The organism is uncultured Sphingopyxis sp., assembly GCF_900078365.1.
Classification (GTDB): Bacteria; Pseudomonadota; Alphaproteobacteria; order Sphingomonadales; family Sphingomonadaceae; genus Sphingopyxis.
Genome location: NZ_LT598653.1, coordinates 3,628,788 through 3,652,440, shown reverse-complemented (window position 1 = coordinate 3,652,440; position 23,653 = coordinate 3,628,788). Strand labels below are relative to the sequence as shown.

Annotated in this window: 27 protein-coding genes and 1 pseudogene; 19 read left to right on the top strand and 9 right to left on the bottom strand. The window is 67.2% G+C overall.

The genetic code is table 11. The annotated features are described in order from the left end of the window. Positions 1 to 53: 53 nt before the first annotated feature. Both QZL87_RS16950 and QZL87_RS16945 read right to left on the bottom strand, forming a co-directional pair. Positions 54 to 467 (bottom strand): YbaY family lipoprotein, encoded by a 414-nt coding sequence (locus QZL87_RS16950; protein ID WP_295321570.1) that lies wholly within the window; start codon positions 465 to 467, stop codon positions 54 to 56. A 392-nt stretch (positions 468 to 859) separates the two neighbouring features. Beyond that, the gene (locus QZL87_RS16945; protein WP_037553138.1) at positions 860 to 1,426 is read right to left on the bottom strand and encodes an HNH endonuclease; all 567 of its coding nucleotides are present in this window, start codon (positions 1,424 to 1,426) and stop codon (positions 860 to 862) included. Between the two features lie 170 nt (positions 1,427 to 1,596). Between QZL87_RS16945 and gluQRS the strand changes: the two genes are divergently transcribed. The 8 genes from gluQRS to QZL87_RS16905 all read left to right on the top strand — a co-directional run bounded on the left by gluQRS (position 1,597) and on the right by QZL87_RS16905 (position 7,808). Next, positions 1,597 to 2,448 carry a tRNA glutamyl-Q(34) synthetase GluQRS gene (gene gluQRS, locus QZL87_RS16940; RefSeq protein WP_295321569.1) on the top strand — a complete coding sequence of 284 codons (852 nt, stop codon included), beginning with the start codon at positions 1,597 to 1,599 and terminating at the stop codon, positions 2,446 to 2,448. 9 nt (positions 2,449 to 2,457) lie between these two features. Beyond that, positions 2,458 to 2,682, top strand: coding sequence for an HIG1 domain-containing protein (locus QZL87_RS16935; protein WP_295321568.1), 225 nt, complete (start codon positions 2,458 to 2,460; stop codon positions 2,680 to 2,682). 9 nt (positions 2,683 to 2,691) lie between these two features. Continuing rightward, the gene (locus QZL87_RS16930; RefSeq protein ID WP_295321567.1) at positions 2,692 to 3,273 is read left to right on the top strand and encodes a cob(I)yrinic acid a,c-diamide adenosyltransferase; all 582 of its coding nucleotides are present in this window, start codon (positions 2,692 to 2,694) and stop codon (positions 3,271 to 3,273) included. Positions 3,274 to 3,463: 190 nt separating this feature from the next. Beyond that, a complete protein-coding gene (gene egtB, locus QZL87_RS16925) occupies positions 3,464 to 4,729 on the top strand; it encodes an ergothioneine biosynthesis protein EgtB (RefSeq protein WP_295321566.1) in 1,266 nt (421 codons plus the stop codon). Between the two features lie 2 nt (positions 4,730 to 4,731). Next, positions 4,732 to 5,718 carry an L-histidine N(alpha)-methyltransferase gene (gene egtD, locus QZL87_RS16920; RefSeq protein WP_295321565.1) on the top strand — a complete coding sequence of 329 codons (987 nt, stop codon included), beginning with the start codon at positions 4,732 to 4,734 and terminating at the stop codon, positions 5,716 to 5,718. A 68-nt stretch (positions 5,719 to 5,786) separates the two neighbouring features. Next, positions 5,787 to 6,653 carry a 3-hydroxyacyl-CoA dehydrogenase NAD-binding domain-containing protein gene (locus QZL87_RS16915; RefSeq protein WP_295321564.1) on the top strand — a complete coding sequence of 289 codons (867 nt, stop codon included), beginning with the start codon at positions 5,787 to 5,789 and terminating at the stop codon, positions 6,651 to 6,653. Continuing rightward, entirely contained in the window at positions 6,650 to 7,252 is a 603-nt protein-coding gene (locus QZL87_RS16910) for a class I SAM-dependent methyltransferase (RefSeq protein WP_295321563.1), read from the top strand. Before QZL87_RS16915 ends, QZL87_RS16910 begins: the two co-directional genes overlap by 4 nt. Before the next feature lie 61 nt (positions 7,253 to 7,313). Further along, on the top strand, positions 7,314 to 7,808 hold the full coding sequence (locus QZL87_RS16905; protein ID WP_295321562.1) for a hypothetical protein: 495 nt from the start codon (positions 7,314 to 7,316) through the stop codon (positions 7,806 to 7,808). A gap of 12 nt (positions 7,809 to 7,820) precedes the next feature. On the opposite strand, the gene QZL87_RS16900 is transcribed toward QZL87_RS16905, so the two are convergent. From QZL87_RS16900 to QZL87_RS16890, 3 genes are all read right to left on the bottom strand, one after another. Continuing rightward, the gene (locus tag QZL87_RS16900; RefSeq protein WP_295321561.1) at positions 7,821 to 8,138 is read right to left on the bottom strand and encodes an MliC family protein; all 318 of its coding nucleotides are present in this window, start codon (positions 8,136 to 8,138) and stop codon (positions 7,821 to 7,823) included. A gap of 12 nt (positions 8,139 to 8,150) precedes the next feature. Next, complete coding sequence (locus QZL87_RS16895; RefSeq protein ID WP_295321560.1) at positions 8,151 to 8,762, bottom strand: beta/gamma crystallin-related protein; 612 nt, start codon at positions 8,760 to 8,762, stop codon at positions 8,151 to 8,153. Positions 8,763 to 8,871: 109 nt separating this feature from the next. Then, entirely contained in the window at positions 8,872 to 10,194 is a 1,323-nt protein-coding gene (locus QZL87_RS16890) for a NupC/NupG family nucleoside CNT transporter (RefSeq protein WP_295321559.1), read from the bottom strand. 116 nt (positions 10,195 to 10,310) lie between these two features. On the opposite strand from QZL87_RS16890, the gene QZL87_RS16885 reads away from it, so the two are divergent. From QZL87_RS16885 to QZL87_RS16860, 6 genes are read left to right on the top strand one after another with little or no spacing between them, the layout of a single operon-like run. Next, on the top strand, positions 10,311 to 10,958 hold the full coding sequence (locus QZL87_RS16885; RefSeq protein WP_295321558.1) for a queuosine precursor transporter: 648 nt from the start codon (positions 10,311 to 10,313) through the stop codon (positions 10,956 to 10,958). Then, entirely contained in the window at positions 10,955 to 11,863 is a 909-nt protein-coding gene (gene argB, locus QZL87_RS16880; protein WP_295321557.1) for an acetylglutamate kinase, read from the top strand. The genes QZL87_RS16885 and argB overlap by 4 nt, the downstream gene beginning before the upstream one ends. Before the next feature lie 44 nt (positions 11,864 to 11,907). After that, the gene (locus QZL87_RS16875; protein WP_295326997.1) at positions 11,908 to 12,207 is read left to right on the top strand and encodes a YggT family protein; all 300 of its coding nucleotides are present in this window, start codon (positions 11,908 to 11,910) and stop codon (positions 12,205 to 12,207) included. Between the two features lies 1 nt (position 12,208). Further along, positions 12,209 to 13,117, top strand: a complete 909-nt coding sequence (gene folD / locus QZL87_RS16870; RefSeq protein ID WP_295321556.1) for a bifunctional methylenetetrahydrofolate dehydrogenase/methenyltetrahydrofolate cyclohydrolase FolD — start codon at positions 12,209 to 12,211, stop codon at positions 13,115 to 13,117. After that, a complete protein-coding gene (locus QZL87_RS16865) occupies positions 13,117 to 13,785 on the top strand; it encodes a hypothetical protein (protein WP_295321555.1) in 669 nt (222 codons plus the stop codon). Before folD ends, QZL87_RS16865 begins: the two co-directional genes overlap by 1 nt. Next, positions 13,782 to 14,411, top strand: a complete 630-nt coding sequence (locus QZL87_RS16860) for a MarC family protein (RefSeq protein WP_295321554.1) — start codon at positions 13,782 to 13,784, stop codon at positions 14,409 to 14,411. The genes QZL87_RS16865 and QZL87_RS16860 overlap by 4 nt, the downstream gene beginning before the upstream one ends. Positions 14,412 to 14,543: 132 nt before the next feature. Here the strand turns inward: QZL87_RS16860 and QZL87_RS16855 are convergent, their stop codons facing one another. Then, positions 14,544 to 15,233 (bottom strand): OmpA family protein, encoded by a 690-nt coding sequence (locus QZL87_RS16855; protein ID WP_295321553.1) that lies wholly within the window; start codon positions 15,231 to 15,233, stop codon positions 14,544 to 14,546. A gap of 215 nt (positions 15,234 to 15,448) precedes the next feature. Between QZL87_RS16855 and QZL87_RS16850 the strand changes: the two genes are divergently transcribed. Then, positions 15,449 to 16,771 (top strand): hemolysin family protein, encoded by a 1,323-nt coding sequence (locus tag QZL87_RS16850; protein WP_295321552.1) that lies wholly within the window; start codon positions 15,449 to 15,451, stop codon positions 16,769 to 16,771. A 50-nt stretch (positions 16,772 to 16,821) separates the two neighbouring features. Here QZL87_RS16850 and QZL87_RS16845 read toward each other — a convergent pair whose 3' ends face one another. Further along, positions 16,822 to 17,259 carry a hypothetical protein gene (locus tag QZL87_RS16845; RefSeq protein WP_295321551.1) on the bottom strand — a complete coding sequence of 146 codons (438 nt, stop codon included), beginning with the start codon at positions 17,257 to 17,259 and terminating at the stop codon, positions 16,822 to 16,824. A gap of 156 nt (positions 17,260 to 17,415) precedes the next feature. Between QZL87_RS16845 and QZL87_RS16840 the strand changes: the two genes are divergently transcribed. Further along, entirely contained in the window at positions 17,416 to 18,246 is an 831-nt protein-coding gene (locus QZL87_RS16840; protein ID WP_295321550.1) for an alpha/beta hydrolase, read from the top strand. A gap of 38 nt (positions 18,247 to 18,284) precedes the next feature. Here QZL87_RS16840 and QZL87_RS16835 read toward each other — a convergent pair whose 3' ends face one another. Further along, complete coding sequence (locus QZL87_RS16835; RefSeq protein WP_295321549.1) at positions 18,285 to 19,100, bottom strand: hypothetical protein; 816 nt, start codon at positions 19,098 to 19,100, stop codon at positions 18,285 to 18,287. Between the two features lie 251 nt (positions 19,101 to 19,351). Next, positions 19,352 to 20,629 carry a phosphoribosylamine--glycine ligase gene (purD, locus tag QZL87_RS16830; RefSeq protein ID WP_295321548.1) on the bottom strand — a complete coding sequence of 426 codons (1,278 nt, stop codon included), beginning with the start codon at positions 20,627 to 20,629 and terminating at the stop codon, positions 19,352 to 19,354. On the opposite strand from purD, the pseudogene xseA reads away from it, so the two are divergent. From xseA to QZL87_RS16815, 3 genes and pseudogenes are all read left to right on the top strand, one after another. Further along, positions 20,628 to 22,125, top strand: a pseudogene (gene xseA / locus QZL87_RS16825) (exodeoxyribonuclease VII large subunit). The gene purD and the pseudogene xseA overlap by 2 nt on opposite strands. A gap of 293 nt (positions 22,126 to 22,418) precedes the next feature. Continuing rightward, the gene (locus tag QZL87_RS16820; protein ID WP_295321547.1) at positions 22,419 to 22,631 is read left to right on the top strand and encodes a DUF2093 domain-containing protein; all 213 of its coding nucleotides are present in this window, start codon (positions 22,419 to 22,421) and stop codon (positions 22,629 to 22,631) included. Further along, complete coding sequence (locus tag QZL87_RS16815) at positions 22,628 to 23,572, top strand: M23 family metallopeptidase (RefSeq protein ID WP_295321546.1); 945 nt, start codon at positions 22,628 to 22,630, stop codon at positions 23,570 to 23,572. Before QZL87_RS16820 ends, QZL87_RS16815 begins: the two co-directional genes overlap by 4 nt. Positions 23,573 to 23,653: the final 81 nt, after the last annotated feature.

The following is a 23,653-nucleotide window of genomic DNA, read 5'->3' as shown; positions in this document are numbered from 1 at the left end:
CTGCACTTGCGAAGGTGCGGGGTCAAGCCGCGCATAGCTATGCGTCTATAAGATCAGTTCGTCTTGACGAGGGTCAACATGCCCATATCAATCGCACGGCCGCCGTCGAACGCAACACTATTGCGCGTATCGGTGATGAACATCAGCCGGCCCGACGCATCGCTGATCCGCGCCGACACCGCATAGCTGTGGCGCTGGTCGAGCCGGCGCTGGTCGACGGTCAGCGAAAAGGCGAAGGGCACCTGCCGCCCGTCGGCGGTGAAGGCCTGGCGCGCGATCGTTGTCGACGGCGCATCGGCAAGGCTGACGTCAGCAAGGGTGATTTCGATCTGTGCCGTCGGCGGCAGTGCCATGCGCTCGCGATAGGTGATGCTGCCGGTGACCGACACGGGCTGCTCGGCGGGCGGGATCGTCGCGCAGGCGGCGAGCGACAAAGCGGAAAGTCCGAAAAAGACCGCGCGAACCATTTTTCGTCTCCTTGAAACCGTGTCCACGAGCGAAAGCTACAGCGCGCAAACCGGAGACGGAAGCCGGCTTTCGACCGGTTGCTGCCATTTCATTTCTCGTCACCCCGGACTTGATCCGGGGTCCATTCACGCGGGCGTCGGGAGGAATGGATCCCGGATCAAGTCCGGGGTGACGAGGGGCTGAAAACGGCCGGTGGCGGCCGTTCTTTTCCCCTCCCGCAAGCGGGAGGGGTTGGGGGTGGGGCAGCGACGTTGCGATTGCCCACCCCGCTGCGACTAACGAACAAAGTTCGTAAGTCTCGCTGCCCCTCCCGCTTGCGGGAGGGGAAAACAGCTCAACTCCTAAACGTCGTCGATCCAACCCAAAGCCGACGTGGCTAAATCGACACCATCTAACCTTCGAGTTCGACATCCCAATAAAGCCAGTCGATCCAGCTCGTGTGCAGATAGTTCGGCGGAAACGCCCGGCCATTGTCCTGCAGCTGCCAGCTCGTCGGCCGCCACGGCTGGCGATAGAGCGGCATATGCGCCTGTTGCGGGGTGCGGCCGCCTTTCTTGAGGTTGCAAGGGGCGCAGGCGGTCGCGACATTTTCCCACGTCGTCCGCCCGCCGAGCCGGCGCGGCACGACATGATCGAAGGTCAGGTCCTTGCCCGACCCGCAATATTGGCACGCGAAGCGGTCGCGCAGGAACAGGTTGAAGCGCGTGAACGCCGGATGCTCCGACGGCTTCACATATTGGCGGAGCGCGATGACGCTCGGGATCGGCATCGTCCGCGTCGGCGAATGAATCTCGCGCTCGTAATTTTCGACGATGGTGACGCGGTCGAGAAACACCGCCTTGACCGCGGTCTGCCAGGGCCAGAGGCTCAGCGGATAATAGCTCAGCGGCGTGTAATCGGCGTTGAGAACGAGCGCCGGGCAGCTGTCGGGATGCCGGGCAAGATCGGGATGGAACATGGCTCTTTAACGCTGCCCTCTATGCTGCGCGGGATGGCGCGCCACTGCCTTTCCCGAGTGACAGCATCATTACATGCCTTATCTGATTCTGACGTCAAGGGGGCATCTGCCGCAAGATATGGAATGATTCGCTTTGACTCGGCACAGCATATGGATTCATTGCAAGGGCAATGCTGACGCGTTTCGCCCCCAGCCCGACCGGCGACCTGCATTTGGGTCATGCCTATAGCGCGGTGCTCGCGCACGCCGCCGCGCGCGCGGCGGGCGGGCAATTCCGCATCCGCATCGACGACATCGACGGCAGCCGCTCGCGCGAGGCGTTTGTCGGCGCATCGCTCGCCGACCTCGCATGGCTCGGGCTCGACCGGGACGGTGACGTGGTGCGCCAATCGAACCGGCTCGGCGATTATGCCGCGGCGCTCGACGATCTGCGGAGGCGCGGGCTCGTTTATCCCTGCTTCTGCACCCGCGCCGACATCGCGGCGAGCCTGTCGGCGCCACACGGACCGTCAGGCGCGATCTATCCCGGCACCTGCCGCGGCCTGTCCGCGGCGGCACGCGAACGTCGCATGGCGGACGAACCGCATTGCTGGCGCCTCGACATGGCGCGCGCGGTCGCGGAAACCGGCGAACTTGCGTGGGAAGAGGCCGGGCAGGGGTTCCGCACCGCCGACCCCGCCGCGCACGGCGACATCGTGCTGGCGCGCAAGGACGCCCCCGCCAGCTATCATCTCGCGAGCACGCTCGACGATGCCGCGATAGGCGTGACGCATGTGATCCGCGGCGCCGACCTGATCGCCTCGACCGACGTCCACCGGCTGCTGCAGGCGCTGCTCGGCCTGGTCGTGCCGATCTATCGCCATCACGCGCTCGTCTGCGGCGCGGACGGCAAGCGGCTCGCCAAGCGCGACGCCGCGGCGTCGTTGAAGGCGCTGCGCGAAGCGGGCGTCGACGGCCGCGCGCTCGCCGCCGATCTCGCCGCCGACCGGCTTCCTGCTGGCTATTCGCTCCAGAAGCCCTAAATAGGGGCCATGGAAATCCTGCTCGTCCTTGGCGTCGTCATCGCCGCCGGCTTCGTCCTCTTCTCGCTCGCGCGGGGGCTCTTCTATTTCTCGCAGGGGCACAAAGCCCAGCAGGACGGGACCGTCCGCGAAAATCAGGTGATGCAGAACAGGATGATGATGGCGCGCGTGAAGTGGCAGGCGATCACCATCATCCTGCTCGTGCTGATCGGCGTTTTTGCTGCCGGAAGCTAAGGCCCGGCGATGGTCAAGCTCAACAAGATCTACACGCGCACCGGCGACGACGGCACCACCGGCCTCGTCGACGGTTCGCGCATCGCCAAGTCCGATGCGCTGATGGCGGCGATCGGCGACGTCGACGAAGCGAACAGCGCGATCGGGATCGCGGCGGCTGCGCTCGATCCGGCGAGCGACGAAGCCGCGATGCTGTCGCGCATCCAGAACGAGCTGTTCGACCTCGGCGCCGACCTCGCGACTCCGCCCGACATCCAGTTCGGCTTCGGCCCGCACGACATGGCGTTGCGCATCGTGCCGGGCCAGATCGCGCGGTTGGAGGACGAGATCGACGCGATGAACGCGGCGCTGGACGCGCTCAGGAGTTTCATTCTCCCCGGCGGCACCGAAGCCGCCGCGCGCCTTCACCTCGCGCGCGCGGTGACGCGCCGCGCCGAACGCGCGGGCGTGGCGGCGGGGGCGGGGCGCGACCTCAACCCGCTCGCGCTCGCTTATCTCAACCGGCTGTCGGACCATCTTTTCGTCCTCACGCGCCACCTCAACGCCGCCGCGGGCGGCGACATTCTCTGGAAACCCGGCGCGACGCGGTGATGCTCGCCGCCCACGCGCGGGCGGGGGCCGCTGCCGGTTTACGCAACATCGCCGGGCAAGGCCGATGGCGGCCCCCGCCTTCGCGGAGGCGACGTACCATGTTCCCCAAATGTTCTAGACAATCCTGCGCGCCGTAACCATAATCCGACGAACCGCGAAACCGAATCGCACCCCAGGGGATTGTTTCGACATGGTCAGCCGCACCGACGCTTCGACCCGCTCCGACCCGATCGAGGCGCTGAGCCGGCGCTTCGCCGCGACGCGGCGCCTCTCGCTCGATCTCGCGAGCATCCTCTCCGACGCCGATGCGAGCGCGCAGTCGATGCCCGACGCCTCGCCCGCCAAATGGCATCTCGCGCACACGAGCTGGTTCTTCGAAACCTTCGTCCTGCGCGACCATGTGCCGGGCTATGCGCTCTTCGACGCCCGCTACCCCTATCTTTTCAATAGCTATTACGAAGCGGAAGGGCCGCGCCACGCGCGCCCGCGGCGCGGTCTGCTGACGCGCCCGTCGCTCGACGAAATTTGCGTCTGGCGCGCGCATGTCGATGCCGCGGTGCAGACCGCGCTGCCCGACCTTCCGGCGAGTGCGCTGGCGCTGGTCGAGCTCGGCATCCATCACGAGCAGCAGCATCAGGAATTGCTGCTCACCGACATCAAGCATCTTTTCGCGCAAAATCCGCTCGGCCCGGCGGTGTGGGACGCGGCGATCGCGAGTGAAGTTCGGCCGTTTTCCGCCATGAAATGGGTGAAGGGCGCCGAAGGGGTCGCCGCGGTCGGCCATGCGGGCGACGGCTTCGCCTTCGACTGCGAAGGACCGCGCCACGAGGTGCTGCTGACCCCGCACGCGCTCGCGAGCCGCCCGGTCAGCAACGGCGAATGGCAGCAATTCATCGCCGACGGCGGCTATCACACCCCCGCGCTCTGGCTCAGCGACGGCTGGGCGTGGGTGCGGGGCGAAGATGTCGAGGCGCCCGCCTATTGGCGGGACGGCGAATATTTCACCCTGTCGGGCTGGCGCGAGATCGACCCCGCCGCGCCGGTGACGCACATCAGCTTCTTCGAAGCCGACGCCTTCGCGAGCTGGGCCGGCGCGCGCCTGCCGACCGAGCAGGAATGGGAAGCGGCCGCCGCACCCGTCGACCCCCACGGCGGCCAGCAGCTCGATGCCGCCGGGCCTGTCCAGCCGGCGCCCGCGGCAGACGACACCGATCTGCAACAGATGTTCGGCAGCGTGTGGGAATGGACCGGCAGCGCCTATCGCCCCTATCCCGGCTTCCGCGCCGCGCCGGGCGCGGTCGGCGAATATAATGGCAAGTTCATGAGCGGCCAGTTCGTCCTGCGCGGCGGCAGCTGCGCGACCCCGCGCGGCCATATGCGCGCGAGCTATCGCAATTTCTTCTACCCCCACCAGCGCTGGCAATTCACCGGTCTGCGTCTCGCGAAGGATTTTTGACCATGGGTGTCGTGCGCAATCTTCGTCAGGTTTCGGCCGATGATGCCGGCATCGACATCGCCTTTCGCGCCGATGTCCACGCCGGCCTCGCGCAGCGGCAAAAGGCGATCCCCGCGCGCTGGTTCTACGACGCGACCGGCTCGGCGCTGTTCGAGGACATCACCGCGCTCCCCGAATATTATCCGACGCGCAGCGAAACCGGCCTCCTGACACGCCACGCGGCGGATATTGCCGCGGCGATCGGACCCGGCCGCGCGGTGGTCGAACTCGGATCGGGCAGCTCGACCAAGACGCCCCTGCTCCTCGACGCGATCGATCCGGCCGCCTATGTGCCGGTCGATATTTCGGGTGATTTCCTTCGCGACAGCGCGCTGGCGCTCGCGGCGCGCTTCCCCGCGGTCCCCATCTATCCGGTCGAGGCCGATTTCACCCAGCGGGTCGAATTGCCGCGCGAAATCTGGCCGCTCCCGAAACTCGGCTTTTTTCCGGGCTCGACGATCGGCAACATGGTCGCGCGCACCGCGATCGACCTCTTGCGCCACTGGCGTGCAACGCTCGGCGACGGGTCGCTGATGCTGATCGGCATCGACCGGATCAAGGACATCAAGGTGCTCGAACTCGCCTATGACGATCCGGCGGGGGTGACCGCGGCGTTCAACCTCAACCTCATCGAACGGATCAACCGCGAGCTCGGCGGCGACATGGCGGTGGAGAATTTCAGCCACCGCGCGGTCTGGGACGACGTCCATGCGCGGATCGAAATGCACCTCGTCGCCGCGTGTGACATGGATTTCACGATCGACGGCCGCGCCTATCATATGGCGAAGGGCGAGACCATCCACAGCGAGAACAGCCATAAATATGGGCCTCGCGACGCGAACCTGCTGCTCCGCGCCGGCGGCTGGACTCCGATTGCGACGTGGGACGACGCCGACCCCGCCTTTGCGCTGATCCTCGCCGAAGCGACCGAGTTCCGCTCGGCCCCCTGACGCGCTCTCTTGACGCCCCTGCCCGAAGCCGTAGGGCCACGGGCGGATTTTCAGCGAAAGGGCAGGATATGATCGTCGGCGTTATCGGAGCGGGGCAGATGGGCGCAGGGATCGCGCAGGTGTCGGCGGGCGCCGGTCATGACGTGCTCCTCTCCGACATCGACATCGCCCGCGCCGAAGCGGGCAAGGCGGGCATCGCCAAGGCGCTCGGCCGCCTAGTGGCGAAGGAGAAGATGACGCAGGCCGGCGCCGATGGATTGCTCGGCCGGATCACCCCCGTTGCCGACCATAGCGCCTTCGCTCCCGCCGACCTTGTCATCGAGGCGGCGACCGAGCGCGAGGAGATCAAGCGCGCGATCTTCGCCAGCGTCGGTCCGCATCTCTCGGCGACCGCGATCCTCGCGTCGAACACCAGTTCGATCCCGATCACCCGCCTCGCGCAGGCCGCGCCCGACCCGGCGCGCTTCATCGGCGTCCACTTCTTCAACCCGGTGCCGGTGATGGGGCTGATCGAACTGATCCGCGGCCTCGCGACGAGCGACGACACGCTCGCCGCGGTCGAAGCCTATGGCCGCGGCCTCGGCAAGGAAATCGTCCACGCCAACGACGCCCCGGGCTTCATCGTCAACCGCGTGCTGATGCCGATGATCAACGAAGCCGTCTTCGCGCTCGGCGAGGGCGTTGCGACGATGCAGGACATCGATACCGGCTGCCGCCTCGGCCTCAACCATCCGATGGGACCGCTGACGCTCGCCGACTTCATCGGCCTCGACACCTGCCTCGAGATCATCCGCGTGCTTTACAGCGGCACCGGCGACCCGAAATTCCGCCCCGCGCCCTTGCTCGTCCAATATGTCGACGCCGGCTGGGTCGGCAAAAAGGCCGGCCGCGGTTTTTACGACTGGAGCGGCGCCGAACCCGTGCCGACGCGGTGAGCGGCTACGACGCCCGGACCCTGGCTTTCTACGCCGCCGAAGCGCCGGTCTATTCGGCATCGGGTTCGTCAGGCGTGTCGCGCCATCTCGATGGCTTCCTCGACCGGTTGCCCGCCGGAGCTGAGATTCTCGAACTCGGCTGCGGCGGCGGGCGCGATGCGGCGCATATGATCGCGCGCGGTTTTGCGGTCGACCCGACCGACGGCGTGGCGGAAATCGCGGCCAAGGCCGAAGCCAAGGTCGGTAGACCGGTTCGGGTGATGCGTTTTGGCGAACTCGCGGACGTCTGCCGCTACGACGCCATCTGGGCATCGGCCAGCCTGCTGCATGTGCCGCGCGCCGACCTTCCGGACGTGCTTGCGCGGATCCATCGCGCGCTGAAGCCTGGCGGCCTGCATTTCGCGAGCTACAAGGGTGGCGGACGCGAGGGGCGAGACCGTTTCGGACGCTATTTCAACTATTTTACACGCGAAGAACTCGAATCCGTCTATCGCGAAGCCGCCCGCTGGGATTGGCTCGATCTCGCCGAGGGTCTTGGCGGCGGCTATGACGGGGTGCAGGGCCCCTGGGTTCAAATCACCGTGCGCCGCCCGGCATAGCGCGACTGAGGGAGCCGAAAGGTCAGGGGAGCGTTGGATCTGCGAGAATATAGGGGATGATATGATCATGCGAAACAAGGCCTTATTCGCTCTCGCGGCAACCCTGTTTGCCGGAACCGCGGCGGCGCACACCCAGCAAGGCGCGCCCGAAGAGTCGACGATCGAGGGCACGGCCAATTCGGTGACCGAACCCTTCGACGGCAAGGAGGTGCCGCCCAAGCTGCTCGAAATTCAGGAAGATCCCTATTCGCTCGCGGGGCTCGGCAAATGCGCCGCGATCATCGCGGAGGTGAACGAACTCAACACCGTGCTTGGTCCCGACGTCAATGAGCAGGTCGACAAGGATCGCGCCAAGAAGCGCGAGGAAACTGCCGGCCGGGTTGCCGGCACCGTCGCCGGCGGAATCATCCCCTTTCGCGGGCTGATCGGCGAGGTCACCGGCGCCAATGCCGAACGGCGGCGCTATGCGCTTGCGGTCTATGCCGGAACGGTACGCCGGGGTTTCCTCAAGGGCGTCGGACTCGAGCGCGGCTGCAAGGCGCCCGCCCGGCCCTGACCCCTTGTCGCGTCAGAGCGGCGTATGGACGGTGCGGCAGCGTTCGGGCGCCGAACGCAGCGCGGTGTTCCACGTCACATCGTTGCCGTTTCGTTGCAGCCGCGCGCCGCTCTTGTTCTCGTAAATCTGGCCGCGGTTCGCCGGGGTCGATTTGAGCACCATCGTGCGGCCGCCGTTGACGCGGACGATCGCGCCATCGCCGACATAATCGACCTTCAGCCGGGTTCCGCGGTCGCATTCATAGCTGGTGCCCGTGTTGCGCGGCACCGACGAACAGGCGGCCAGCGCGAGGGCCGCAGTGCCGGCCGCGAAAACAGACGTCCTCTTCATGTCGCTTTCCCCTCAATAGCCCGAACGGACGCACAACACGTCGGCGAGGTAAACCCGGCCGCCGACCGTCTCCATATGTTCGCGCGCCGATCCGTTCCAGCCGATCGAGCGGCACCAATTGTCGGCGGCCTGCGCCGCGCAATTGGCCGTCGCCGCGCCGCGGGCGCACGCGAGCACGCGATAATTGCGCTCCGAAGGCTGGGTATGGAATTCGGCGAAATTGCCGCGCGCGACCTGATCATTGGCGGGTGGCTGCCAGCCGCCCCCGCCGTCCGAGCCGACCGGACGGATCGACTGGACGGTGATGCCGCGCAGGATATTGTTGAGCATCGGCGTGTCGCGATCGACCGTCCGGCAGGTCCCGCGATAGCGCGTCCTTTCGCAAAGCTCCCAGCGGCCGTTCGGCACGCGGATCGAATTGACCGGCCATGCGAGGCCGAGGTTCGGCTTGGCTTCGCCGATGAACACCGCCGGGCCGCGATAGCCGGCGTCGCGATAGATTGTCGCTTCGGGCGGGCGGACCATCCGGTCGTCGGGCGTCTGGGCGGTCGAGGTGGCGAGAAACCCCGCCCCCATCGACGCCATGGCCGCGGCCAGGACCGACAAACGATAAGCGGTTTTCATCACAGCCTCCCATCTTGCGAGCGCGACCCAGGGATTCGTTATGTCCCCGAAGTTTACGCCATCCCGAGGGGGCTTGCAAATTTCATGGCGGCCGGGGCCGTGGGACAGATCAGGGGGTCGCTGCGGGTGGCGTCGCCGATTCCGGAGCTGCTACGGGGGCCGGCGGCACCGTGTCGGGTTCAGCGAGCGGCGGCGCGATCCCGAGCATCAGCCCGGCGAGCGCGGCCGACATCAGGTTCGACAGGCTGCCCGCGAGCAGCGCCTTCAGCCCGAGCTTCGCGATCATCGGACGCTGGTTGGGCGCGAGTCCGCCGGTCACCGCCATCTGGATCGCGATCGAGCTGAAATTGGCGAAACCGCACAGCGCAAAGGTCGCGATTGCGACCGCCGCCATCGACATGTCGCCCTGCGCCTTGCCGAGGTCGATGAAGGCGACGAATTCGTTGAGCACGACCTTGCTGCCGAACAGGCCGCCGACGGTCGCGCTTTCCTCCCACGGCACGCCCATCAACCACATCACCGGGCGGAAGATTGTGCCGATGACCGCCTGGAACGACAGGCCCTCATAACCGAACCAGCCGCCGATCCCGGCGAGCAGCCCGTTGGCGAGCGCGACGAGCGCGACGAAGGCGAGCACCATTGCGCCGACCGCGACCGCCAGCTTGACGCCGGTCTGCGCGCCCTGTGCCGCTGCCATGATGATGTTGGCGGGCTTTTCCTCGTCGTGGCTCGCCTCGGGCATGATCACCGGCTCGATACCCAGATCCTTGGGGTCGTCGGGCATCATGATCTTCGCCATCAATATACCGCCCGGCGCGGACATGAAGCTCGCGGCGAGCAGATAGGGCAGGAGCTGCTCGCCGATCATGCTCGCATAGGCGCCGAGGATCGTGCCCGCGACGCCCGCCATGCCGACCGTCATCACGGTGAAGAGCTGCGACGGGGTCAATCCGGCGAGATAGGGCCGGATGACGAGCGGCGATTCGGACTGGCCGACGAAGATATTCGCCGCGGCGCCGAGGCTTTCGACCTTGGTGATGCCGGTGACCTTCTGGATCGCGCCGCCGACCCATTTGATCACCAGCTGCATGATGCCGAGATAATAGAGGATCGAGATGAGCGAGGCGAAGAAGACGATCACCGGAAGCGCGGCGATCGCAAAGCTGTTCGCGCCCATTTCGGGCGAGGCGAGCGGGCCGAAGATGAAGTCGGTGCCCGCCTTGGCATAGCCGAGCAGGTTCGAAACCCCGTTCGACATCGCCTGGATCACAGTGCGGCCCCATGGCGTGGCGATGACGAGGATCGCGAACCCGGCCTGGAGCAGGAAGGCGGGAATGACGACGCGCAGCCGAATCCACCGCCGGTTCGACGAAAAAAGCACGGCAATCGCAAGCAATGCGACGATGCCGGCGAGACCGATCAGGCGTTCCATGATGTCAGTGCGTCCCCCGCAAGTTAATGGGCCTGAATAGCGGGCTTTGGCGGCGGGGCAAGTCTGCGCCGATGCGACGCCTTTCCACCCGCCGCAAAAGCGATTAAGCGGCCTCGATGGAAAATAGCTCTTCGCGCGTCATCGCGCCTTCGTTGCTGCTGTTCGCAATCCTCTACGGCGGCATGGTTCCGCTCGGCGGTTTCCTGGGGGCGAAACAGGTCGCGCTCGGCCCGCTGGCGGTCGAGGCGGGGATCTTCCCCTTTTTGACGCTGATCGCGATTTCGAGCGGCATCGCCGAACTGCACGGGCGCGCCGTCGCCGACCGGCTGGTGCGGCTGGGCTTCATCCCGCTGATCCTCGCGATCGCCCTCACCGTGTTCGTGCTGCAATTGCCGACCGACGCGGGCATGTACGAGCCGGCCAAGGAAGCCTTCCCGATCATCGTCGGGCAGGGCTGGCGCATGATGGCGGCGGGCATTCTCGCCTATGGCGTGTCGGTCAGCCTCAACGTCTGGCTGTTTTCGCGGATGACCGCGAACAACGGCCGGCTGCTGCCGCTCCGCGGTTTCATCGCCGCGGCCTTGAGCCAGATCATCGATACATTGATCTTCATCAGCGTCAGCTTCTATGGCGTCCGGCCGATCGGCGACCTGATGCTCGGCCAGATGATCGCGAAGATCGTTCTGTCGGCGGTGATGGTGCCGCTGCTCGTGATGGCGGTCGTCGCCATCGGCCGCAACCTTGATGCAAAGACTGCTGGATGACGCCCGTGACCGACCCCTCGAAAATGCCCGACCTGCTCGCCAAGGCCGAAACGCTCGTCGAGGCGCTGCCCTATCTGCAACGCTATGCCGGCGAGACCTTCGTGATCAAATATGGCGGCCACGCGATGGGTGACCCCGAGGCGCAGCGCGACTTCGCCGAGGACGTCGTGCTTCTGAAGGCGGTCGGGATCAACCCCGTCGTCGTCCACGGCGGCGGGCCGCAGATCGGCGCGATGCTGAAACAGCTCGGGATCGAATCGACCTTCGTCGGCGGGCTGCGCGTCACCGACGCGGCGACCGCCGAGGTCGCCGAGATGGTCCTCGCGGGCAAGATCAACAAGGAGATCGTCAGCTGGATCGCCGGGCTGGGCGGCCGCGCGGTCGGCATTTCGGGCAAGGACGCGAATCTCGTTCTCGCCGAAAAGGTCCGCCGCACCGAGCCTGACCCCAATTCGGGGATCGAGCGCCACGTCGATCTGGGCTTCGTCGGCGAGCCCGTCGCGGTCGACCCGACGATCCTCGTCAACCTGACCAACGACCATTTCATCCCCATCGTCGCCCCCGTCGCGCTTGGCGCCGACGGCGCGACCTATAATATCAACGCCGACACGATGGCGGGGGCGATCGCGGGCGCGCTCGGCGCAAAACGCTTCTTCCTGCTTACCGACGTCGCCGGGGTGCTCGACAAGTCGGGGGCGCTGCTTACCGATCTCGACCGCGCGGCGATCGACGGGCTGAAGGGCGACGGTACGATCACCGGGGGCATGATTCCGAAGGTCGAAACCTGCGTCGCGGCGGTCGATGCGGGGGTCGAGGCGGCGGTCATCCTCGACGGCCGCATTCCGCACGCGATGCTGCTCGAAATTTTCACCGCCAGGGGTGCGGGGACGCTCATTCACCGCTAAGACCAAGCTATCGACCTTTCGGCCGGAGACCTTCCTTGTATTTCATGCTTCTCGATATATTGTCGATCCTGCTCAACATCCTGTGGTGGATCATCATCGTCCAGGCGGTGATGTCGTGGCTGATCGCGTTCAACGTCATCAACACGCACAATGATTTCGTCGGGCAGCTCTGGCATGTGCTCGACCGGATCACCGAGCCGCTCTATCGCCCCTTCCGTCGCATCATGCCCGATTTCGGCGGCATCGACCTGACGCCGATGGTGGTGCTGATCCTGCTCATCATCCTCCAGGGTCCGGTGATGGCCTATCTCTACCGGCTCGGCATCCAGGCCGGGATGGCCTGACATGACCGCTTCGATTCCCGCGACCAAGATCATCGACGGCAAGACCTTCGCCGCAGGGCTGCGCGCGCGGATCGCCGAGGCGGTTCCGGCCTTCCGCGCGGCGACGGGACGCGCGCCGGGGCTCGCCGTGGTTCTCGTCGGCGACGATCCGGCGAGCGCGGTCTATGTCGGATCGAAGGGCAAGGCGACGGTCGCCGCCGGCATGGAAAGCTTCGAGCATCGCCTGCCCGCGACCGCCCGCCAAGAGGAGGTCGAGGCGCTGCTCGCCACGCTCAACGCCGACGAGGCGGTCGACGGCATCCTGCTGCAACTGCCGCTGCCCGGCCATCTCGACGAGCAGGCCGCGGTCGCGACGATCGATCCCGACAAGGACGTCGACGGCCTGACTCCGGTCAGCGCCGGGCGGCTCGCGCTTGGCATAGCAGGCATGGTGCCCTGCACCCCCTATGGCTGCCTGCTGCTGCTGCAGGACCGGCTCGGCGACCTGTCGGGCAAGGATGCGATCGTCGTCGGGCGGTCGATCCTGGTCGGCAAGCCGATGGGACAGTTGCTCCTCGGCGCCAATTGCACGGTGACGATGGCGCACAGCCGGACCCGCGATCTGCCCGATCTCGTCCGCCGCGCCGACATCGTCGTCGCCGCGGTCGGCCGCGCCGAGATGGTCAAGGGCGACTGGATCAAGCCCGGCGCGATCGTGATCGACGTCGGCATCAACCGCTTGCCGCCCGCCGAGGGCGCTGCGAAGGGCCGGCTCGTCGGCGACGTCGATTATGCCGATGCCGCGAACGTCGCGGACGCGATCACGCCGGTGCCCGGCGGGGTCGGCCCGATGACCATCGCCTGCCTGCTGCGCAACACGCTCGTCGCGGCGCATCGCCGCGCGGGGCTTGCCGATCCGGAGGGCTTTTGATGCGCCTGCCGCTCGTCGCCGCGCTTGCACTGACGCTCGCGGGCTGCGCGGGGTCGTCCGACGAGTTCCGCAACCGCCCGCTCGCCGCCAACCCCAGCGCCTTCATCGCCGCCGAAATCCGCTTCGCGCAGCTCGCGCAGGAAAAGGGGCAGTGGACGGCGTTCCGCGAAACCGCGCATCCCGACGCCGTGATGTTCGTGCCCGAGCGGGTGATGGCGCGCGACTGGCTGAAGTCGCAGAAGGATCCCGCCGAGGCGGTGCGGTGGCAGCCGCACGCCGTCTATGTCAGCTGCGACGGCAATAGCGGCGTCACCACCGGCGCCTGGCAGAAGGGTCCGGCGAACGGCTTTTTCACCACGGTCTGGACCCGCGATAAAAAGGGCCGGATCAGCTGGGTTCTCGACCATGGCGATGCGCTGGCGACGCCCCGCGAAGCGCCCGAATTCATCGCCTCGAAACTGGCGGCCTGCGGTTCGCGGCCCGCGGTGCCGATCGAGGCGGCGGGCGCGGGCGAGGACAGGGCGGTCGGCCTGTCGGCGGACCAGACGCTGAGCTGGACCTCGACCGTCCGCGCCGACAAGTCGCGCCGCGTCACGATCCGCCTGTGGGACGGCAAGGAAATGGCGACCGTCATCGATGACCGGGTCGCGGCGCCGAAACAGCCATGATCGACCTCTTCATCTCGGCCTTCGTCACGCTGTTCGTCGTCATCGACCCGCCGGGCTGCGCGCCGATCTATGCCAGCCTGACCACCGGCGCGAGCGCGGCGCAGCGCCGTTCGATGGCGATCCGCGCGACGATCATCGCGGGGCTGATACTCGTCTTTTTCGCGATGTTCGGCGAAGCCTTGCTCAGCTTCCTTCACATCGACCTCGACAGTTTCCGCATCGCGGGCGGGATCATGCTGTTCATCATTGCGATCGACATGGTGTTCGAGAAGCGCACCGAACGCCGCGAACAGCGCGCCGAAAAGGTGATGGCAACCCCCGAAATCGAGGATGTGTCGGTGTTTCCGATGGCGATGCCGATGCTGGCGGGGCCGGGGTCGATCGCCTCGGTGATGCTGCTCGTGTCGCAGAACAACGGGCTCGAGCGCGCCTTCGTCATCTTCGCCGCCTTGCTGCTCGTGCTGCTGCTCACGCTGGCCGCGCTGCTGTCCGCGGGGCCGCTGATGCGGCTGATCGGCAACAAGGGCGAGGCGGTGATCACGCGCCTGCTCGGCGTGCTGCTCGCGGCGCTCGCGGCGCAATTCGTGATCGACGGGCTGAAGGCGAGCTTCCCGAGTTTGGCATAGCCCGTCTTGCGAAAAGCCCTGCGCTCCCGCGAAGGCGGGAGCCCATCTCCGGTCGGTGCTATTTTGAACCCACAGGAGATGGGTCCCCGCCTTCGCGGGGACACACGGCTTTTTGCCGATGCGCGGTGATCGTCACTGCGCCGCGTTGACGTCGGCCTGGGTGACCGGCGCGATGCGGATTTCGACGCGGCGGTTGCACTGATAATCGGCTTCGCTCTGCTCGGGCGAGCATTTGAGCTGCGATTCGCCATAGCCGAGCGTCGCCATGCGCGCGCGCTGGATGCCGCGGCCGGCGAGATAGTCGGCGACCGACGCGGCGCGGCGTTCGGACAGGCCCTGGTTATAGCTGTCGCTGCCGGTCGAATCGGTGTGGCCGTAAACGTCGATATAGGTGCTCGGATATTCGGCGAGCGTCGAGGCGACATTGTCGAGCGCGCTGCGGAACTGCGACTTCACCATCGCGCTGTTGAGGTCGAAGGTCACGTCGCCGGGCATGTTGAGCACGAGCTGGTCGCCCTGGCGCTCGACGTCGATGCCGGTGCCCGCGGTGCGCTCGCGCAGCTTCTTTTCCTGCTGATCCATATAATAGCCGACGCCCGCGCCCGCGACCGCGCCGATGCCCGCCCCGACGATTTCCTCGGTGCGGCTGTTCCTGCCGCCGATCAGGTCGCCGAGCAGATAGCCGCCGAGCGCGCCGCCGACGCCGCCGATCGCGGCCTTCGAAATCTTTCTCTCGCCGGTCACCGGGTCGGTGACGCAGCCCGTCAGCGCGATCGCGCCGATGCTGGTGAGAATGGTGAGCTTGATCGTCTTGCTGTTCATTTTTCGCTCCCTTTATCCGGCGGATGCCCGATCTTCGGCATGCCGCGCCTGTGTGCCGATAACATATGGCCGGCGATCTGGTTCCCGAACAGGGCTGAACGGCGGCTGAGCGGGGAGCGGCCGTGCGCCATTGTGTAGTGCGGGGGCTTTCGCCTATAGGGAGGCATGACCGACGATGACAGGGGCCGGGCGCCGACGCGCCGATGGGCCGCCCAATGACCCCTTTTCCCTGGTCCGACGTTGCGATCATCGCGGTCCTCGTTGTCCTCAACGGCGTTTTCGCCATGTCCGAGCTCGCCATCGTCTCGTCGCGCGACCCGCGACTGCAGGCCGCCGAGAAGCGCGGCAGCCGGGGAGCCAGGATCGCGCGCCAGCTCGCCTCCGATCCCGGGCGCTTCCTGTCGACGGTGCAGGTCGGCATCACGCTGATCGGGGTGCTGACCGGCGCCTATTCGGGCGCGAGCCTGGGGCAACCGGTCGCCGACCGGCTCGCGGCCTGGCTGGGGCTCGACGCCGAAAATGCGCAGGCCGCGGGTTTCGCGGCGGTCATCGCGCTCACCACCTATTTCTCGCTGATCGCCGGCGAACTAGTGCCCAAGCAGTTCGCGCTGCGCGCCCCCGAACGGATCGCCATCATCGTCGCGCCGATGATGTACTGGCTGTCGCGGATCGCGGCGCCGCTCGTGTGGCTGCTCGACAATAGTTCGGCGGTCGTGTTCCGTCTGTTCGGCCTCAACCGCGAATCGGAGGACCGGGTGACCGCCGAGGAGCTGCACCTGATCGTCGCCGAGGCGTCGAAGTCGGGGGTGATCGAGGAAAGCGAGCGCGCGATCATCTCTGGCGTCGTGCGGCTCGCCGACCGCCCGGTGCGCGAGGTGATGACGCCGCGCAAGGATGTCGACTGGATCGACATCTCGCTCGATGCCAGGGGCGTGCGCGACAAATTGCTCGAAACGCCGCACAGCCGCCTGCCGGTCGCGCGCGGTTCGGTCGACGACATCGCCGGCGTCGTGCAGGCGCGCGACATCGCCGCGGCGCTGTTCAAGGGCGAGACGCTCGACCTCGAGCAGCTGATGCGCCCGGCGAAGGTCATCCACGACCAGATCGACGCGATGGATGCGCTCGAGGCCCTGCGCGCCGCCGAAGTGCCGATGTTGCTCGTCCACGACGAATATGGTCATTTCGACGGGCTGGTGACGCCCGCCGACCTGCTGTCGGCGATCGCCGGCGAATTCGCGTCGGACCAGGACATCGGCAGCGAACCCTTCGTCGTCGAGCGCGACGACGGCAGCCTGCTGATCGCCGGGTCGATGCCCGCCGACCAGATGGCCGAGCGGCTCGGCATCGAGCTGGGCGAGGACCGCGACTATGCCACCGCGGCGGGTCATGCGCTCGCGATCCTGAAGCATCTGCCGACCGAGGGCGAGGCGTTCAGCGACAAGGGCTGGCGATTCGAGATCGTCGACATGGACGGGCGCAAGATCGACAAATTGCTCGTCACCGAGGTCCGGGCCCCCAAGGACGACGAGGGCGAGTGACGCTGGGCCGATCATGGTCTTAAAGCGACAAAAGATACGGACGTACGCCGTCATTCTGTCTCCTTTGTCGCTTTAAGGAGATGCGGCGGCACGGCTTCGTCACGCAGCGCGGCGTGGACGACCGCCATGTCCGGGCCGCTGCTGACATCGACCGCGCCGCCTTTCAGGACGCGGACGATGGTGACGCCGTTGAGCGCCCGGTCCATCGCGATGCTGAACTGATGGGTGCGCCCCATCGTGATCGCGCGGTCCCATGCCGCGGCAAAGCTTGCCGCTTCGGGGCGTTCGCGGAGACGATAGGCGGAGGCGCGGCCCATGCCGACAGCGCGCGCCGCCTTGCCGACCGAGCCCATGGCCGCGAGCGCGCGGATGAAATTGGCCTGTATTTCAGGTGTCCAGCCATCGGCGCGGCGACGTTGCTGCGGCACGGGCTGGAAGGCGAGGCAGCTGTCGGCGAGGAGCGGAGCGGTGGGTGCGACGGGTTTCATCCGCCAGTTTGGAGCATAGCGGAATAAAGTAGGAAAGCGGTTTTTGCGCTTGGCCGGAGGCTGCAACGGGTGAGGCGCGGGAACGGAAGACCCCGGACATTGCCGGGAAGCGATTTTCATCGACTTTGGAAAGCTGCACGGGCAATTGCCGCAGCGATGAACAAGGTCGGAGAACGGCCGGGCGTGTGGATCAATGGCATCTGCCACGTCAACGGCATCGACATCCATTACCGCAGAACCGGCGGAGGCAAGCCTCCGCTGCTGGTTTTGCACGGGCTAATCGCGAGCGGCGCTTGCCTGTTGCCGCTGGTACATGGGCTGGAGGATCGCTTCGATGTGATTCTGCCCGACGCCCGGGGGCATGGGAACTCCAGCGCCCCCGAAACGGGCTATTCCTATGGCGATCTGGCCGCCGATGTTGCCGGGCTTATCCGGGAACTGAAGCTGGAGGCTCCGATATTGGCCGGCCATTCCATGGGCGGGATGACCGCCGCGGTTGCGGCCAGCGAACTCGGTGTGGCCGCGAGGGCCCTCATTCTGATCGATCCCACTTTCATCAGCCCGGCGTGGCAACGCGAGGTTTATGAAAGTGACGTTGCGGCAGATCATCGTCGATCACTTCAATCGACAAGGAATGAGTTGCTCGATCAAGCCCGTCTCAAAAATGCGAGTCGGTCGGCGGAGTTGATCGAACATCTGGTCGATGCCCGGCTTCATACCAGCTTGAGCGCGTTCGAGATCCTTACGCCGCCTAACCCGGACTGGCGCGAACTTGTCCGGAATATTCCGGTTCCCACACTTCTTCTGATCGGCGACGGCGGCGTCGTCTCGCTCGATACAGCCCGCGAACTGCACGGCCTCAATCCGCTGCTGCAATACGAATTGATCGCTGACGCCGGCCACGGCATGCCCTATGACAAACCCGCGCAGGTGAGCGGGGTCATGAGGGCGTTTTTGGAGCAAGCGATCATGGCGGGCGAGGCGTGAAGTCCGCCTGACGGCCACCCGCGACCGAAAGTTGCCTCTTAGAGCTCCCCGCCGAGCGCGCCATATTTCGCTTCGAAGCCGGCCTTGTCGCCGCGCGCGAGATAGCCGGCCTGATCGACGATATTGTCGCGTGCGATGCGGCCTTGGAAGGTTCCAAGCTCAGGATCGATCCGCGCGATGTCGGCGTCGGTCCAGTCGGCGATCTGCTGGAAGCTGGTGACGCCGAGGCCACCCAAAAGCACCGCGAGTTTCGGCCCGACGCCCTTCAGCAGTTGCAGATTGTCGGCGCCGGTTTTGGGTGCCGCAGGAGCGGGCTTTGCGGCGGGCGGAGGCGGAACTGTCGGCTCTTCGGGGATGGCCGCGGCGGCTTTGGCGGGCGCGGGTTTTTCGGCCTTTTTGGCCGCGGGCCTGGCAGCCGCCTTGGTTGCTGGCTTTGCGGCGGGTTTCGCTGCCGGTTCCTTGACTGTGGTTTTCTTCGCGGCAGGTTTTGCGGCGGCCTTCGGCTTCGCTGCGGGCGTGGGGGCCGGGGGTGCGGCTTCGGCAACGGGCGTGGGTTTCGGCGCGGGTGCGGGCTGAGGGGTCGGCGGCGCGGCCTTGGCGACGGGTTCGGGCGCGGGCGCCGGTGCGGCGGGCGCAGTGGGCGGCGCTTTGGGCTCGATCGGTTTGAAGCGGGCGGGCTCTGCGGCGATAATCTCGGGCTTCGCCGGCTCGAGCGGCTTGGCGGGCTTCGCCGGCTCGATGGTCGGTGGCGCGATCTCTTCGGGCTTCGCGCGGCCGAACAGCCACCACAACAGGACGACGGCCACGACAAGGCCGACGACCGCGATAATCCAGTTTTCCTGAAGCCAGGTCATGATCTTCTCCGCTTTTGGGTTTGGGCCAGCCTATGCGGGCTCGGAACCTATCTCAAGGGGCCGTCATCCAAATCCTCGTCATTCCCGCGAAAGCGGGAACCCAGCTTCCGTTCCTCTTGATTCTTCGTGCCTTTGCGCCTTTGCGTGAGATATTCAAAACCTCACGCAAAGGCGCAAAGGCACGAAGAAAAGGCTGGGTTCCCGCTTTCGCGGGAATGACGACCGGGATTGGGGCGATCCCGCGCCACCCCTTAGCCCGCTTCGCGCGCGACCTCTCTCCAGCCGATGTCGCGACGGCAGAAGCCGGTCGGGAAATCGAGCCTGTCGACCGCGGCATAGGCGCGCGCCTGCGCTTCGGTCACGCTCTTGCCCGTCGCGGTGACGTTGAGGACGCGGCCGCCCGCGGCGACGATCGCCCCGTCCGCCCTCGCGGTGCCGGCGTGGAAGACGCGCACACCGCCCGCCTCGGCATTGGCGATGCCGCGGATCGCGCCGCCCTTTTCGGGGGTGCCCGGATAGCCCTTCGCCGCCATGACCACTGTGAGCGCATAGTCGTGCGAAAAGGCCGGCGCTTCGGCTGTGGCGAGCGTCCCGGTCGCGGCGGCGTGGAGCAGCGCGGCGAAATCGCCCTTGAAGCGCATCATCAGCACCTGGCATTCGGGGTCGCCGAAGCGGCAATTATACTCGATCAGCTTCGGACCCTCGGCGGTCAGCATCAGCCCCGCGAAGAGAACCCCCACATAGGGTGTGCCTTCGGCGGCGAGCGTCGCCACCGTGGGGCGGATGATGCGGTCCATGACGGCGGCTTCGAGTTCGGCGGTGAGCACGGGGGCGGGGCTGTAGGCGCCCATGCCGCCGGTGTTCGGGCCGGTGTCGCCGTCGCCGACGCGCTTGTGATCCTGCGCGCTGCCGAAGGCGATGACGTCGGTGCCGTCGGAGAGGGCGAAAAAGCTCGCCTCCTCGCCGGTCATAAACTCCTCGATCACGACCTCGGCGCCCGCGCCGCCGAAGGCGCCGTCGAACATGTCCTCGATCGCGGCCTCGGCCTCTTCGCGCGTTTCGGCGATGATCACGCCCTTGCCCGCGGCAAGGCCGTCGGCCTTGATCACCACGGGGATTGAAAAGCCTTCGAGCACGGCGAGCGCTTCCTCGGCGGAGGTGCAGCGGACATAAGCGGCGGTCGGGATCGACGCGCGCGCGCAGAGATCCTTGGTGAAGCCCTTCGATCCTTCGAGCCGCGCCGCGGCGGCGCTGGGGCCGAAGGCGGGGATGCCGATGGCGCGCAGGCGGTCGGCGAGGCCGGCGACGAGCGGCGCTTCGGGGCCGACGACGACGAAATCGATCGCATGCGCCTTTACGAAGGCGATCAGCGCGTCGAGATCGTCGGCCGCGACGGGCACGCATTCGGCGTAAAGCTCGATCCCCGGGTTGCCCGGTGCGGCATAGAGCTTGGCGCAGCTTGGCGATTGTGCCAACTGCCAGCTGAGCGCATGTTCGCGGCCCCCCGATCCGACCAGCAGGATATTCATGGCAGTCCCTTTTCCCGATACGGCGTCCGACGATGGCACCGAAGCGCGGCTGTTAGCCGAGGCGGCGCCGGGGGACAATGCACCTGCCTTGTCGGTCAGCCAGTTATCGGCGGCGATCAAGCGCACGGTCGAGGACGGCTTCGCGCGCGTGCGCGTGCGGGGTGAGTTGTCGGGGGCAAAGCGCGCGGCGTCGGGGCATTTCTATGCGGCGCTGAAGGACGATAATGCGCTGATCGACATGGTGATGTGGAAGGGGCAGGCGGGACGCCTCGCCTTCCGCCCCGAGGACGGGATCGAAGTGATCGCGACCGGCAGGCTCACTACCTATCCGGGGCGCTCGAAATATCAGCTCGTCGTCGATACGCTCGAGGTCGCGGGCGAGGGCGCGCTGATGCTGCTCTTCGAAAAGCTGAAGGCGCGGCTCGGCGCCGAGGGGCTGTTCGACCGCGAGCGGAAATATGACCGGCTGCCCTATCTGCCGCGCACGATCGGCGTCGTGACCTCGCCGACCGGCGCGGTGATTCGCGACATTCTTCACCGGCTCGCCGACCGCTGTCCGACGCATGTGATCGTGTGGCCGGTGCTGGTGCAGGGCGACGGCGCGGCGGCGCAGGTCGCGAATGCCATCCGTGGCTTCGACGCGCTTGCCCCCGGCGGACCGGTGCCGCGCCCCGACCTCGTCATCGTCGCGCGCGGCGGCGGGTCGATCGAGGATCTGTGGGCGTTCAACGAAGAGGTCGTCGTGCGCGCGATCGCCGATTGCCGCATCCCGACGATCAGCGCGGTGGGGCACGAGACCGACGTGACGCTCGCCGACTATGCCGCCGACGTGCGCGCGCCGACCCCGACCGCCGCAGCGGAGATGGCGGTGCCGGTGCGCGCCGAACTGATGTCGCAGCTCGCGACGTGGAACGGGCGGATCATCGGCGCGGCGAACCGGCATCAGGCGCTGGCGGGCGAGCGGCTGACCGCGCTCGCCCGCCACCTGCCGGCCAGCTGTCATCAAACAATGGCGCCAGCTGGCCGGCGAAATCCGCGCGCTCGCCCGCCACCTGCCGAAGCGCGAGGCGCTCTATGCGCCGCAGCGCCAGCGACTCGACGATGCCGGCGAACGGCTCGATCGCAGCCAGCACCACCGGCTGACCATGATTTCGGAGCGGCTCGCGGCGCGCGGCGCGGCGTTGCGGCCCGCGCTGCTCGCGCGTCGCTGGGACCGCGACCGCGCGCTGCTCGAAGGGCTCGGGCGGCTGCTGGCGTCGCTCGACCCGCGCGCGCTCCTGTCGCGCGGCTACGCGATGGTGCGCGACGGCGGCGGCGCGATCGTCACGTCGGCGGGCAAGGCGAAGGATGCCGGGCATCTGCGGCTGCAATTCGCCGACGGCGACGTGCCGGTGCAGGTGACGGGCGGGGATGGCGTTCCGCCGCCGCCCGCGCCCAGGCCGCAGCGCAAGCCGCCGCCCGCCGAGCCGAAGCGCGGGCAGGGCGAGCTTTTCTGAGGCGATTGTTATCGGGACAGCGGCGTGATTGTTTTCGGCCGAAACTAGCCGTCGCCCCCGCGAAGGCGGGGGCCGCTGTCGGTTTACGCAACACCGCTGATTAAGGCCGCTGGCGGCCCCCGCCTTCGCGGGGGCGACGGTTATAGGCAACGTCCGCTCCCCACCCCAAAGCCGACCTGCTCCGGCGTGTTCGCAATCGATCCGATCGTCCGCCCCGGCGTCGCCGGGGGTGGCCGCGTCGCGCGATGCTGTTATAACCGGGCCATGACGTGCCGCCTTATGGATAGAGAATCATGCTGATCGCCAGCCGCAACCGCCTTGCCCGCCTCCAATATGGACCCAACGGCTTTCGCGTCCTCGCGCCCGGCGACCATGTGCTGTGCGCGGTGACCGGCGCGCCGATCGGGCTCGACGAGCTGCGTTACTGGTCGGTCGCGCGGCAGGAAGCTTATGCGAGCGCCGCATTGTCGGTGCAGGCCGCACTGGACGCCGCGCGCCAGGCATGAGGTCGAGGACGGCGGGCGAGCTTCGTCGGGGCGCGGTGCTGGCGCTGGCCGCGGTGCTGTCCGGCTGTGTGCCGTCGATCGATGCGGGAAGAGAGCCGGCGCCGCAGCCGCCGGCCCGTCCCGAACCCGCGCCGCGGCCCGCTCCGCCGCCGCCTGCGCCGCCTCCCTCGCCGGTGCGCGCCGATTTCGCGCTGCAGGGCATCGCCGAGCAGGGCGCGGCGATGGTCGGGCGGGCGCCCGACGGCACGCGCGCGCTGACCTTCGACGGCAAGGCGATTCCGGTCGCCGCCGACGGGCGCTTCCTGATCGCCTTCGATCGCGATGCGGGCCCCGAGGCGCGGCTCGTCGCGACGCTCGCCGACGGGCGCGCGGTCGAGCATGACATTGCGGTGGCGCCGGGCCGCTGGCGGCTCGAGCATATCAACGCACCTTATCGTGGCAGCGCGCGCAGCGACGCGGAATTTCAGCGCCGCCGTCCCGCCGAACTCGCGCAGATCGCAGCAGCGCGGAGCAAGCAGGTCGAATCGGACGGCTGGCGGCAGGCGTTCCGCTGGCCGGTGACCGGGCGATTGTCGGGTTTCTTCGGTTCGCAGCGCGTCTATCAGGGCAAGCCTGGCAGCTATCATAGCGGCACCGACGTCGCGGTTCCCGCGGGAACCCCCTTTGTCGCGCCCGCCGACGGGGTGGTCGTGCTCGCGGCGACTTCCCCTTTCACGCTCGAAGGCAATCTGCTCATCGTCGATCACGGCATGGGTTTGTCGAGCGCCTTTCTCCATTGCCAGCGCCTCGACGTGAAGCTCGGCGACCGCGTCGTGCAGGGCCAGCGGCTTGGCACGGTGGGCGCGACCGGGCGCGCGACGGGGCCGCATATGCACTGGGGCCTCAAGTGGCGCGACGCGCGCCTCGACCCGGGCAAGCTCGCGGGGCCGGTCGGCGGCTGAGTGTCCCCGCCCGGCGGCGCATTTCGTAACCGTTGAAACAAAATGTCGCGAATGACGCGATGCAGCATATTGTATTTCGCG